10 protein-coding genes are annotated in these 12,982 nt (G+C 71.6%); 7 read left to right on the top strand and 3 right to left on the bottom strand.

Going from position 1 to position 12,982, the window contains the following annotated elements:
- Window positions 1–171: 171 nt before the first annotated feature.
- On the top strand, window positions 172–915 hold the full coding sequence (locus JL106_RS02700) for a DedA family protein (RefSeq protein ID WP_205259138.1): 744 nt from the start codon (window positions 172–174) through the stop codon (window positions 913–915).
- Here JL106_RS02700 and JL106_RS02695 read toward each other — a convergent pair whose 3' ends face one another.
- A complete protein-coding gene (locus JL106_RS02695) occupies window positions 916–1,167 on the bottom strand; it encodes an SCO4848 family membrane protein (RefSeq protein ID WP_205259137.1) in 252 nt (83 codons plus the stop codon).
- 152 nt (window positions 1,168–1,319) lie between these two features.
- Here JL106_RS02695 and JL106_RS02690 point away from each other — a divergent pair, with 152 nt between their 5' ends.
- From JL106_RS02690 to JL106_RS02665, 6 genes are all read left to right on the top strand, one after another.
- Window positions 1,320–3,812 carry a Tex family protein gene (locus JL106_RS02690; protein WP_205259157.1) on the top strand — a complete coding sequence of 831 codons (2,493 nt, stop codon included), beginning with the start codon at window positions 1,320–1,322 and terminating at the stop codon, window positions 3,810–3,812.
- A gap of 78 nt (window positions 3,813–3,890) precedes the next feature.
- Window positions 3,891–5,141, top strand: coding sequence for a cation:proton antiporter (locus JL106_RS02685; protein ID WP_236006527.1), 1,251 nt, complete (start codon window positions 3,891–3,893; stop codon window positions 5,139–5,141).
- Between the two features lie 11 nt (window positions 5,142–5,152).
- Complete coding sequence (locus JL106_RS02680; RefSeq protein ID WP_205259135.1) at window positions 5,153–6,790, top strand: ABC-F family ATP-binding cassette domain-containing protein; 1,638 nt, start codon at window positions 5,153–5,155, stop codon at window positions 6,788–6,790.
- Between the two features lie 198 nt (window positions 6,791–6,988).
- Entirely contained in the window at window positions 6,989–7,255 is a 267-nt protein-coding gene (locus tag JL106_RS02675; protein ID WP_236006525.1) for a helix-turn-helix domain-containing protein, read from the top strand.
- 217 nt (window positions 7,256–7,472) lie between these two features.
- Window positions 7,473–7,913: a hypothetical protein gene (locus JL106_RS02670; protein WP_205259134.1), complete on the top strand. Its 441-nt coding sequence runs from the start codon at window positions 7,473–7,475 to the stop codon at window positions 7,911–7,913.
- Between the two features lie 130 nt (window positions 7,914–8,043).
- Window positions 8,044–9,363: an ABC transporter substrate-binding protein gene (locus JL106_RS02665; RefSeq protein WP_205259133.1), complete on the top strand. Its 1,320-nt coding sequence runs from the start codon at window positions 8,044–8,046 to the stop codon at window positions 9,361–9,363.
- Between the two features lie 9 nt (window positions 9,364–9,372).
- Here JL106_RS02665 and JL106_RS02660 read toward each other — a convergent pair whose 3' ends face one another.
- Window positions 9,373–9,936: a TetR/AcrR family transcriptional regulator gene (locus JL106_RS02660; protein ID WP_205259132.1), complete on the bottom strand. Its 564-nt coding sequence runs from the start codon at window positions 9,934–9,936 to the stop codon at window positions 9,373–9,375.
- A 103-nt stretch (window positions 9,937–10,039) separates the two neighbouring features.
- Window positions 10,040–12,913 carry an aconitate hydratase gene (locus JL106_RS02655; RefSeq protein WP_205259131.1) on the bottom strand — a complete coding sequence of 958 codons (2,874 nt, stop codon included), beginning with the start codon at window positions 12,911–12,913 and terminating at the stop codon, window positions 10,040–10,042.
- Between the last annotated feature and the right edge of the window lie 69 nt (window positions 12,914–12,982).

Raw genomic sequence — 12,982 nt, 5'->3', positions numbered from 1 at the left:
CCCCCCCGCCCCCCGCCCCCCCCCCCCCCCCGCGCCCCCCCCGGGGGCCCCCCCCGGGGGGGGGGGGGGGCGCCCCCGTCCCGGGTCATCCCTGACGAACCCCCGAGATCACCCTGGACGTCGTACGGACATCACTCGTGCTGGACATTGCGGCCCGTACCGTGGACGGCAATGTCTGCCATCGCGTTGCTGTCGACCGCCCGGCCCCTCGCCGCACCCGCGACGGGCTCGGCGGACGTCGGCGGCATCGCCGGGTGGGCCGTCGACCTGATGGAACAGCTCGGGGTCCTCGGCGCCGGGCTGGCCATCGCCCTGGAGAACCTGTTCCCGCCGCTGCCCAGCGAGGTCATCCTGCCGCTGGCCGGGTTCACCGCCAGCCTGGGCACCTTCTCGCTGGTCTGGGTCATCGTCGCCACCACGCTCGGATCGCTGGTGGGCGCGCTCGCCCTCTACACCCTCGGCCGCACCGTCGGTCAGGCGCGGCTACGGGCCATCGCCGAGCGCCTGCCGCTGATGGACGGCGACGACGTCGACAAGACGGTCGCCTGGTTCCACCGGCACGGCAGCGCTGCGGTGTTCTTCGGACGGTTCATCCCGCTGTTCCGCAGTCTCATCTCCATCCCGGCCGGGGTGGAGCGGATGCACGTGGTCAAGTTCACCCTGCTCACCACGGCCGGCAGCCTCATCTGGAACACCGTCTTCGTGCTCGCGGGCTACCTCCTCGGCCAGAACTGGCACTTCGTCGAGGGCTGGTCGGGCGTGCTGCAGTGGGTCGTCATCGGGCTCGTCGCCGTCGCGCTGACCGTGTTCGTGATCAGGCGGGTCCGCCGCAACCAGGCCCGCGCCCGGGAGATCGACGAGGTCACCGCGGACCTCACCGAGAACGTCGCCGGACCCGACCGCGGCCCGGCCTGATCAGACGCCGGCGGTCCGGCGGGACCGCACCAGGGTGAGTCCGCCGAGCACGCCCACCCCGAGGCCGATGGCCATCGCCGACACGATGAGCACGGCATGCACCCAGAGGAAACCGGTCGGGCTGGACGACCCGATCGGTCCGGACCAGGCCCGCTCGTCGTTCCAGATCGCCACGCCGAACCGCGGCCAGATGGCCACATTGAACACCCCGGCCAGCACCAGGAACACCGACCACCCGCGCGGAAGCTTCACCGGTCCAGTATCGCCGGGCCGGCTCCCCGCTCGGGCCCCCCGGTTCCGCCGATCGAGCACCCCGCCGGGGCATGATGTCGCGCGTGATGCAGCCGTCCAGCCCGCCCGGTGTCCCCGCTCCCGCCCGTCCGACCGTGCCCACCCCGCCGGTGATGCCGACCGTTCCGCCGGTCGCCGAACGCATCGCACAGGAGCTGGCCGTCGCCGCCCGGCAGGTGCAGGCCGCGGTCGACCTGCTGGACGGCGGGTCGACGGTGCCGTTCGTCGCCCGGTACCGCAAGGAGGCCACCGGCGGTCTGGACGACGCCCAGCTGCGGACCCTGCAGGAGCGGCTCACCTACCTGCGTGAGCTCGACCAACGACGTACCGCCGTGCTCGAGTCGATCACGGCCCAGGGCAAACTCACCGCCGAGCTGGCCGCCGCGCTGGGCGCGGCCGACACCAAGGCCCGCGTCGAGGACATCTACCTGCCGTTCAAGCCGCGCCGCCGGACCAAGGCCCAGCTGGCTCGCGAGGCGGGTCTGGGACCGCTGGCCGAGCGGCTGCTCGCCGACCCCGGACTCGACCCGCGGCAGGCCGCGGAGGCGTTCGTGACCGGGCCGGGCGACGACGACACCCCCGGCGTCGCCGACGTGGACGCGGCCCTGGCCGGCGCGCGGGCCATCCTGACCGACACCTTCGCCGAGGACGCCGACCTGGTCGGCGAACTGCGCGAGCTGTACTGGCGGCAGGGCCGCATGGTCAGCCGACCCGCCGGCGGCGCCACCACCGGGGCTCCGGGCGACGCTGCGGACAAGTTCCGCGACTACCTGGAGTTCCAGCAGCCGCTGCGCGACCTACCGTCCCACCGCGTGCTGGCGCTGCTGCGCGGTGAGCAGGAGGGCGCGCTCGCCCTCACCGTCGACCCCGAACCCGACGACAGCGCTGCCGCCGCGTCCGGACCGTCCGCGATGCCGAGCCGGTACGAGGGCCGGATCGCCGCCCGGTTCGGCATCGCCGACCGCGGCCGGCCGGGGGACCGCTGGCTGGGCGAGACCGTCCGTTGGGCGTGGCGCACCCGCATCTCCGTCACCCTCGGCCTGGACTGCCGAGCCCGGCTGCGTGAGCAGGCCGAGCAGGACGCCGCCGCGGTCTTCGCGGCCAACCTCAAGGACCTGCTGCTGGCCGCGCCGGCCGGGGCGCGCACCACCATGGGACTCGACCCGGGACTGCGCACCGGCGTCAAGGTCGCCGTCGTCAGCCCAACCGGCAAGGTGCTGGCCACCGACACCGTGTACCCGCACGTCCCGGTGCGTCGCCGGGCGGAGGCGCTGGCCACGCTGGAGCGGCTGGTGCGCCGGCACCGGGTCGAGCTGATCGCCATCGGCAACGGCACCGCGTCCCGGGAGACCGACGAGCTGGCCCGCGAACTGGCCCGGACGGTGCGCGCCGGCGCGGACACCGTCGACGTGACGCCGGTGGTCGTCTCGGAGGCGGGCGCCTCGGTCTACTCGGCGTCAGCGCTGGCCGGTGCGGAACTGCCCGGCATGGACGTCTCGCTCCGGGGCGCCGTGTCGATCGCGCGCCGGCTGCAGGACCCGCTGGCCGAACTGGTGAAGATCGATCCGAAGTCGATCGGGGTCGGGCAGTACCAGCACGACGTCACCCCGTCGCTGCTGGCCCGGACCCTGGACGCCACCGTCGAGGACTGCGTGAACGCGGTCGGGGTCGACGTGAACACCGCATCGGCCCCGCTGCTGGCCCGGGTGTCGGGCATCGGCACCACGCTGGCCGAGAACATCGTCACGCACCGGGACACGTCGGGCGCCTTCGCCTCCCGGCAGGACCTGCTCGCCGTGCCGCGACTGGGTCGCAAGGCGTTCGAGCAGTGCGCCGGCTTCCTGCGGATCACCGGCGGCACCGACCCGCTGGACGCGTCCGGTGTGCATCCGGAGTCCTATCCGGTGGTCCGCCGCATCCTGCAGCGCGTCGGCAGTACCCCTGGCAGCACCCCCGGCAGCACCCCCGGCAGCAGCAGCACCGGCCCGGCCGCGATCGACATCCGTTGGCTGCTGGGCAACACCGCGGTGCTGTCCCGGCTGCGCCCGCAGGAGTTCACCGACGACCGGTTCGGTCTGCCCACGGTGACCGACATCCTGGCCGAGCTGGACAAACCCGGCCGGGACCCACGACCCGAGTTCGTCACCGCCGTGTTCGACGCGGCCGTGCAGACGGTCGGTGATCTGCGACCGGGCATGGTGCTGGAGGGGATCGTCACCAACGTGGCCGCCTTCGGCGCCTTCGTCGACGTCGGCGTGCACCAGGACGGCCTGGTGCACGTGTCCGCGCTGGCGGACACGTTCGTGCGGGATCCCCGCGAGGTGGTGCGGTCCGGTCAGGTCGTCCGGGTCAAGGTCCTGCAGGTCGACGTCGATCGCAAGCGGATCGGACTGACCATGCGGCTGGACGACCCGGTCGAGGGTGGGTCGGGACAGGACCGAGGTCGCGGGCAGAGCCAGGACCGGAGCGGCAACCAGGGCCGCGGCCAGGGCCAGGGTCGGGACCGCGGGCGGGGTCGGGACCGCGGGCAGGGTCGGCCGGAGCGCCCGGCCGGCGGAGCGCTGGCCGACGCGCTGCGATCAGCGGGGTGGACCTCCCAGGAATGATCGTCCGGATGCGATGATCCGCTCGGCCGGCCGGAGGGGTCCGGGGCGTCGGCCGACGGGGGAACGCGGGGGACTGTCATGGACGTGACCGGGGTCGACCTCGTGCTGGTGGTCGGCGCGGTCGCGGTCGCGCCCGTCCTGGCCCGGCTGGTGGGACGGGTCATCGAACTCCCGCTCATCGTCGTCGAACTGCTGCTGGGCGTGCTGATCGGCCCGGCGGTGCTGGGCTGGGTCGATCCCAGCCAACTGCTCGACTTCCTGGCCGAGTTCGGCGTGGTGATGCTGTTCTTCCTGGCTGGGTACGAGATCGACTTCGGTCGGATCCGCGGGCGGCCGCTGCGCAGGTCGGTGCTCGGCTGGCTGCTGTCCCTGGTGCTGGGCGTCGGCGGCGCGCTGCTGCTGGCCCCGGACCCGGCGACCGGCGTCTTCGTCGGCATCGCGCTGACCAGCACCGCGCTCGGCGCGCTGGTGCCGATCATGCGGGACGCCGGGTTGCTGGGGGCACCGTTCGGGTCCGCCGTGATGGCGGTGGGCGCCGTCGGTGAGTTCGGCCCGCTGGTGGCGATCGCACTGTTCCTGTCCGGTCGGAACCCGGGCACCGCCGCCGTGGTGCTCATCGGCTTCGTGGTCCTCGCGGCGGCCGCCATCCTGCTTGCCGCCCGGGGGACCCACCTGCGGCTGCACCGGCTCATCGCCGCCACCCTGGACACCAGCGGCCAGTTCGCCGTGCGCATCGTGCTGTTCGTGGTCGCCGTGCTGGTGGCGGTCAGCATGGTGCTCGGGCTCGACCTGCTCATCGGCGCCTTCACCGCCGGCGTGCTGGTCAAGATCATCTTCAACGGAGCGCCGCTGGACCACGTCCACCGGGTCGAGTCCAAGCTCGACGCGGTCGGGTTCGGGTTCCTGGTACCGCTGTTCTTCCTGAACACCGGGCTGACCTTCGATCTGCGCGCGTTGCTCGCCGACGGCGGCGCCATGCTGCTGGTCCCAGGCCTGCTGGTGGCATTGCTGTTGGTCCGCGGGCTCCCGGCGCTGCTCAGCGCGCCGGTCGGGTCGTCGCCCGGCGACCGCGGCGCGCTGGTGCTGCTCGGTGCGACCGGCCTGCCGATCGTGATCGCGGTGACCCAGATGGGGCTGGACGAGCAGGTGCTGACGCCGAGCCTGGCGGCGGCCCTCGTCGCCGCCGGGTTGCTGTCGGTGCTCATCTACCCGCTGGCGGGACTGGCGCTGCGCCGGCGGCTCGCAGGCTCCCGGTCCACGACCGCGGCACAGCCAGCGAGTCCGGAATCACCCGGCGACGCAGCCGGTCAGCCGCCGGTCGGCCGGTAGACTCGATCCACGTGATCACCGCAACCGGCCTGGAACTGCGGGCCGGGACCCGGATCCTGCTCGCCGACACCACGCTGCGCGTCCAAGCGGGCGACCGCATCGGCCTGGTCGGCCGCAACGGCGCCGGCAAGACCACCACCATGCGGGTGCTGTCCGGAGACGGCGCGCCCTACGCCGGCGCCGTGACCAGCTCCGGACCGGTGGGCTACCTGCCGCAGGACCCCCGCGAGGGCGACCTGGAGATGTCGGCGCGCGACCGGGTGCTGTCCGCCCGCGGCCTGGACGTGCTGCACGCCGAGCTGGCCAAGGTGCACATCCAGATGGCCGAGCTGACCGGCAAGGCGCTCGACGACGTCACCGCGAAGTACGGCCGACTCGAGGAGCGGTTCTCCGCCCTCGGTGGGTACGCCGCGGAGGCCGAGGCGGCGCGGATCTGCTCGAACCTGGGCCTTCCCGAGCGGGTGCTCGTGCAGCCGATGAAGACGCTGTCCGGTGGTCAGCGCCGCCGGGTCGAGCTCGCCCGGATCCTGTTCGCGGCCGCGACCGACGACGGCAGCAGCGGGGCCGCCGGGGTGGGCGCCACCCAGCTGCTGCTGGACGAGCCGACCAACCACCTGGACGCCGACTCGATCACCTGGCTGCGGGACTTCCTGAAGTCGTTCCAGGGCGGCCTGGTGATCATCTCGCACGACGTCGAGCTGCTCGAGGCCGTGGTCAACAAGGTCTGGTTCCTGGACGCCGTCCGGGGCGAACTCGACGTCTACAACATGGGCTGGAAGCGGTACCTGGACGCGCGGGCCACCGACGAGCAGCGTCGCCGGCGGGAGCGGGCGAACGCCGAGAAGAAGGCGTCCGCGTTGATCAGCCAGGCGGCCAAGCTGGGCGCCAAGGCGACCAAGGCCGCCGCCGCCCACCAGATGGTGCGGCGCGCCGAGCAGATGCTGTCCTCGCTGGACGAGGTGCGGGTGGCCGACAAGGTCGCCAAGATCCGCTTCCCGGCCCCGGCCGCCTGTGGGCGCACGCCGCTGACCGCGGCCAACCTGTCGAAGTCGTACGGCTCGTTGGAGATCTTCACGGGGGTCGACCTGGCCATCGACCGGGGCAGTCGGGTGGTCGTCCTGGGCCTGAACGGCGCGGGCAAGACGACCTTGCTCAAATTGCTCGGCGGCATCGAACGGGCCGACACCGGCGGGGTCGAGGCCGGGCACGGGCTCAAGCTCGGGTACTTCGCGCAGGAGCACGACACCATCGATCCGGACGCCACCGTGTGGGAGAACATCCGGCACGCGGCGCCGGACACCGGCGCCCAGGAACTGCGGAACCTGTTGGGCACCTTCCTGTTCACCGGTGAGCAGCTCGATCAGCCGGCCGGGACGCTGTCCGGCGGCGAGAAGACGCGGCTGGCCCTGGCCGGACTCGTGTCGTCCGCGGCGAACGTGCTGTTGCTGGACGAGCCGACCAACAACCTGGACCCCGCCAGCCGCGAGCAGGTGCTGGACGCGTTGCGCCGGTACGCGGGCGCCGTGGTGCTGGTGACGCACGATCCCGGCGCGGTCACCGCGCTGCAGCCGGAGCGGGTCATCCTGCTGCCGGACGGGACGGAGGACCACTGGTCCGCCGACTATCTCGACCTGGTCGAACTGGCCTGATCCGCGCGAGGACCGTGGATCGCGCCGATCTCCGGCGGCCGATCAACTCCGTGCGCTCCACGTCGTGTCTCGGGTGGCGCCCGGCGCGCCGGTGGCCAATCATGAACTGCAAGCAGACGTCGGTCAGCGCTGTCGCCGAGTGAACACCATTCGCCGCCGCGCCCGGATGCCGACGGACGGCTCGGAAAGGGCGGGAACATGGCCGCGGAGACCGGACCCAACGGGGCAGGCAAGCCCGGACGGAACAGCACGAAGACGGCGCCGCTGAAGAAGGGCGCTCGGATCACCGGGGTGGCGCGCGAGAAGCTCGCGGCGGAGCTGAGCAAGAAGTACGAGAAGGGGCAGAGCATCCGGTCACTCGCCGAGGCGACCGGCCGCTCCTACGGATTCGTGCATCGACTGCTGCTGGACTCCGACGTGACCCTGCGCGGACGGGGTGGCGCGACCCGGTCGAAGAAGAAGTAGGTCGATCAACACCGACGTCGGCGGCGGTTGTCACGCATCGTGTGTCGATGGCGACTGCGTCGAACCGGGGGCGGTCGAACCGGGGGGTCGATCACGGGACCGAGTTCGCGGGTCCGGGGGGCTTGACCGGGCGGCGACGGGGTATCTGTTTCACTGGGAGTCCGTCGCTCGTCCGTCAGCACCCCGGGTCTCCGGGGTCGATCCGTGGGAGGTCCTCGTGTCCTTCGCCGCCAAGCTCCGCCGTGCGCCGCTGCGCCTGACCGCCGGGGCGTACATCCTCAACTCCGGCATCGGCAAGCTGAAGGCCGACGAGCAGACCGCCGGCTACCTGCACCACGAGGCCGTCAAGACCGTCCCCGCGGTCAGCAAGGTCAAGCCCGCGGTCTTCACCAAGGGACTGACGTACGCCGAGATCGCCGTGGGCGGCGCGTTGCTGGCTCCGTTCGTGCCGGCCGGTCTGGCCGGGTTGGCGCTGACCGCGTTCGCCGGCAGCCTGGTGGCGTACTACGTGCGGTCTCCCGAGGCGCACGACGACAAGTACCGCCCGGTCGGTCAGGGTGTCGCGCTGGCCAAGGACGTCTTCCTGCTCGGCATCGGCACCGCCCTCGTGGTCGACGCTGCACTCAGCGAGTCACCGATCACCAACACGGAGTCATGAGAGTCGCTGAACGGCACCGTCACCCGACTCCGCTGACGATGATCATGCTTTGATGGGTGACCGGAGCGACGCCGGGTCCAGCTCGGCGCCGCTCCGGTCCCATCGGTCGAACAGCAGCCTCGGGGTGATCATGACGGATCGTCGTGCGCGCTCGCGTGCCGCGATCGGTCGGCGCACCCTGCTCACCGGCGCCGGAGCCGCTTGGCTGCTGACTGCGTGTGACGCCGGGATCGCCGCGGACGCCCCCGTCACCAGGCCCACCACCCGGGCCTCCGACGGACGTCCCCTGTTGTCGCAGTGGTACCACGAGTACGGCGAGGTCGGGACGGAGGCCGCTGCCCGCTGGTACGCCGAACAGTTCCCGGACGCCGCCGTGACCGTCGACTGGCGGACCGGTGACTACGAGAACGCCGTGACCACCGCGCTCGCCGCCGGCGACGGACCGGACGTCTTCGAGTACGCCAACGGGCCGACCGTCGAGCTGATCCGGTCCGGCCAGGTCGTGGAGCTGACCGATCTGATCGCCGATGTCCGCACCGATTTCAACGCCGCCATCCTCGACCGGATGACCTTCGAGGGGAAGCTCTACGCGATCCCGCAGGTGATCGACACCCAAGTGCTGGTCTACCGGCCGAGCATGCTGCGCGCCGCCGGTCTGGCGCCACCGAAGACCACCCTCGATCTGGTCCAGGCCGCGATCGCGCTGACCACGCAGGATCGGGCCGGGATCTTCGTCGGCAGCGACGGTGGGGTGGAGACTCTGATCGGGCCCACCCTGTGGTCGGTGGGGTGTGACTACCTCACCTCGGACACCGCGCCGGACGGTCCGGGCGTCGGCTTCACCGATCCTGCGGTGGCGGCGGCATTCGGTGCGCTGCGCGAGCTCTACCTCAGCGGGGCGATGCTGCTCGACGCGCCCGCCCACTGGGCGGAGCCGTCGGCGCTGGTCCAAGGACGCTGCGCCATGCAGTGGACCGGGTTGTGGACCTTCCCGACGCTGACCGCCGCGCTCGGCGACGACTTCGGCGTGCTGCCCTGGCCCCGGTTCAGCGACACCACCGGGGCCCCGTCCGTGCCGATCGGTGCCTACGGCGCGGTGGTGAACGCGGCCGGTGCCGACGTCGACCTGGCCCGTGAGTACGTGCGGTGGTTGTGGGTCGCCCAGACCGACCTGCAGTTGGACTGGGCGCAGTCCTACGGGTTCCACATCCCGGCCCGGCACAGCCTCAGCGCCGACGCCGACGCGCTGGCCGCCGAGCAGCCGGCGGAGGTCGTCGAACTGGTCGGGCTCTACGGGCATCCGCAGACGCCGTTGTGGTGGACGGCCGGGTGCGGCACCGCGTTGCGGGCGGCGGCGAGCCGGATCATCACCGCCGGAGCCGACGCGTCGACCGAACTGGCCGCCGCGGCCTCCGAGGTGACCGCCGAACTCGACCGCGTCCGCGGCTGATCCCCGGGATCAGCCGTGCGCCCGGACGGCGCCCTCCACCACATCCAGTACCGGGGTGATCCGGTCGGCGGGCAGGCCGGCGGCCAGGTGCGACATCAGGCCTTCCAGCACGAGTTCCAGGAACGCGGCCAGCACCTCGAGGTCCACGTCGGTGCGCAGCGCGCCACTGTCGAGCTGTCGGCGCAGCCGCCGGCGGACCGCGGCGGAGACCGCCTCGGTCCGGGACTGCCACCCGGCCCGGAAGGTCGGGTCGGTGCGTACCCGGCGGGAGATCTCCAACTGGGTGCCCAGCCAGCCCGGATCCGGGTCCGCGATGAGGTCCCGCATCACCTGCACCAGGCCCTGTTCCGCCACGGTGTCGGCCATCCGCTCGGCGTCCTCGACAGCGAGCGCGATGAACAGCGCCTCCTTGTCGGGGAAGTGGTGGAAGATCGCCCCGCGGGACAGGCCGATCTCCTCCTCGAGGACACGCACGGTGGCACCCTCGTACCCGAACCGCGCGAAGGCGGCCCGTGCGCCGTCCAGGATCTGCCGTCGGCGCGCCAGCAGGCGGTCGGGGCTCACCTTGGGCACGAGGACACCTCGAACCTCACCGCGGGCCGCCCCGACGCGGACGCCGCCCGGCGCGGGAGTGCGCACACTCCCGGCCGGGCGGACGTCGCGTCATCGGGCTCGATCAGTTGGTGCCGGCCAGCAGGTTCCGCAGCACGTACTGCATGATGCCGCCGTTGCGGTAGTAGTCGGCCTCGCCGGGGGTGTCGATGCGGACCACCGCATCGAATTCAACGACAGCACGAGACCCCGCCGAATCCTCCTTGGTCGCGGTCACGTGCACGGTCCGCGGCGTGCGGCCCTCGTTCAGCTCGGTGATGCCGCTGATGTCGAAGGTCTCGGTGCCGTCCAGGCCGAGCGACTCGGCGTTCTCGCCCGCCGGGAACTGCAGCGGGATGACGCCCATGCCGATCAGGTTCGACCGGTGGATGCGCTCGAACGACTCGGTGATGACGGCCTTGACGCCCAGCAGCGCGGTGCCCTTGGCCGCCCAGTCACGCGAGGACCCCGAGCCGTACTCCTTGCCGCCCAGCACCACCAGCGGCACGCCGGCCTCGGCGTAGTGCTGGCAGGCGTCGTAGATGAAGGCCTGCGGGCCTCCCTCGGCGGTGAAGTCACGGGTGTATCCGCCGGAGACGCCACCCGGCACGACCGCGTCGAGCAGCCGGTTCCGCAACCGGATGTTGGCGAAGGTGCCGCGGATCATCACCTCGTGGTTGCCGCGCCGGGACCCGTAGGAGTTGAAGTCCTTGCGCTCGATGCCGTGCTCGGTCAGGTACTGCCCGGCGGGGGAGTCCGCCTTGATGGAGCCGGCCGGCGAGATGTGGTCGGTGGTCACGCTGTCGCCCAGCAGCGCCATCACCCGCGCGCCCGAGATGTCCTGCACCGGCTCGGGAGTCGCCGGCATGTTCTCGAAGTACGGGGGCTTGCGGACGTAGGTCGACTCCGGGTCCCACTCGAAGGTGGTGCCCTCCGGGGTGGGCAGTGACTTCCACCGCTCACCGCCGTCGAAGACGTCCTTGTAGCTGGCCGCGAACATCTCCTGGTTGATCGCCGAGCCGATCGTCTGCTGGATCTCCTGCGGCGACGGCCAGATGTCCTTCAGGTAGACGTCCTGACCCTGCTCATCGGTGCCCAGCGGCTGGGTCTCGAAGTCGAAGTCCATGGTGCCGGCCAGTGCGTAGGCGATGACCAGCGGCGGGGACGCCAGGTAGTTCATCTTGACGTCCGGGTTGATCCGGCCCTCGAAGTTGCGGTTGCCCGAGAGCACCGAGACCACCGTCAGGTCCGCCTCGTTCACCGCGGCCGAGATCTCGTCCGGTAGCGGGCCGGAGTTGCCGATGCAGGTGGTGCAGCCGTAGCCGACCAGGTTGTAGCCCAGCTTGTCGAGATACGGCCACAGACCGGCCTTCTCGTAGTAGTCGGTGACGACCTGCGAACCGGGCGCCATGGTCGTCTTGACCCAGGGCTTGACCGACAGACCCCTGTTCACCGCGTTGCGGGCCAGCAGTGCGGCGCCGAGCATGACCGACGGGTTCGAGGTGTTGGTGCAGGAGGTGATCGCGGCGATCACCACGGCGCCGTGGTCCAGGTCGAAGGTGCCGTACTCGGCGGACTCGACCCGGGTCGGCTTGGACGGCCGGCCTTGGGCCCCGACCGCGGCGGAGTGCACGACCTGGGGCTCCAGCTCGTCGGCGTGACCGTTGGACACCGAGATCGGGTCGGAGGCCGGGAAGGTCTCCTCGACCGCCTCGTCCAGGCGGGTGGTGCCCTCCTCCGCGTCATCGGTGCCGACGTAGTCGACTACGGCGGCGCGGAACGCGTGCTTGGCCGCGGACAGCTCGATGCGGTCCTGCGGGCGCTTCGGGCCGGCGATCGACGGCACCACGGTGGACAGGTCCAGCTCGAGGTACTCGGAGAACTCCGGCTCGCGGGACGGGTCGTGCCACAGCCCCTGCGCCTTGGCGTACTGCTCGACCAGCGCGACCTGGGCGGCGGACCGGCCGGTCAGCTTCAGGTAGCCGATGGTCTCGTCGTCGATCGGGAACATGGCGGCGGTGGAGCCGAACTCGGGGCTCATGTTGCCGATGGTGGCCCGGTTGGCCAGCGGGACCTTGCCGACGCTCTCGCCGTAGAACTCGACGAACTTGCCGACCACCCCGTGCTTGCGCAGCATCTCGGTGATGGTCAGTACCACGTCTGTGGCGGTGGTGCCGGCGGGGATCTCGCCGGTCAGCTTGAAGCCGACGACGCGCGGGATGAGCATCGACACCGGCTGGCCCAGCATGGCCGCCTCGGCCTCGATGCCGCCGACGCCCCAGCCGAGCACGCCGATGCCGTTGACCATGGTGGTGTGCGAGTCGGTGCCGACGCACGAGTCGGGGTACGCGATCCCGTTGCGCAGCATGACGGTGCGGGCCAGGTGCTCGATGTTGACCTGGTGCACGATGCCGGTGCCCGGCGGAACGACCTTGAACTCGTCGAACGCGGTCTGGCCCCAGCGCAGGAACTGGTAGCGCTCGCGGTTGCGCTCGTACTCCAGCTCGACGTTGCGCTCGAAGGCGTCCGCGCGGCCGAAGACGTCGGCGATGACCGAGTGGTCGATGACCATCTCGGCCGGCGCCAGCGGGTTGATCCGGTCGGGGTTGCCGCCCAGCTCCACCATGGCTTCGCGCATGGTGGCCAGGTCGACGACGCAGGGCACGCCGGTGAAGTCCTGCATGATCACCCGGGCCGGGGTGAACTGGATCTCTGTGTCGGGCTCAGCGTCCGGCTTCCAATTGGCCAGGGCCAGGATGTGGTCCTTGGTGATGTTCGCGCCGTCCTCGGTGCGGATCAGGTTCTCGAGCAGGACCTTGAGCGAGTACGGCAGTCGGTCGGCGCGTTCCAGGCCGGCCACGCCGGTGATCTTGTAGATCTCCACCTGCTGGGTGGACCCGTCGTCAGCGGTGACGGTCAGGTTCTCGTGGGCCTTGAAGCTGTCCAGACTGGCTGGCACGGCACTCTCCTTCGTTGGCGGCGCGGCGGTGGGTGGTGCAGTCGGCGGGGCGGCCGGCGGGGTGGACCG

Origin of the sequence: Nakamurella leprariae (genome assembly GCF_016918035.1) — a bacterium.
GTDB lineage: Bacteria > Actinomycetota > Actinomycetes > Mycobacteriales > Nakamurellaceae > Nakamurella > Nakamurella leprariae.
The sequence above is the reverse complement of the archived record's forward strand: the minus strand, read 5'-3'. Positions and strand labels throughout refer to the sequence as shown.

Bases quoted from the DNA above. Each gene is read 5' to 3' on its own strand.
- JL106_RS02665 (WP_205259133.1), top strand. From the start codon at position 8,044: ATGACGGATCGTCGTGCGCGCTCGCGTGCCGCGATCGGTCGGCGCACC.
- JL106_RS02675 (WP_236006525.1), top strand. From the start codon at position 6,989: ATGGCCGCGGAGACCGGACCCAACGGGGCAGGCAAGCCCGGACGGAAC.
- JL106_RS02700 (WP_205259138.1), top strand. From the start codon at position 172: ATGTCTGCCATCGCGTTGCTGTCGACCGCCCGGCCCCTCGCCGCACCC.
- JL106_RS02685 (WP_236006527.1), top strand. From the start codon at position 3,891: ATGGACGTGACCGGGGTCGACCTCGTGCTGGTGGTCGGCGCGGTCGCG.
- JL106_RS02690 (WP_205259157.1), top strand. From the start codon at position 1,320: ATGCCGACCGTTCCGCCGGTCGCCGAACGCATCGCACAGGAGCTGGCC.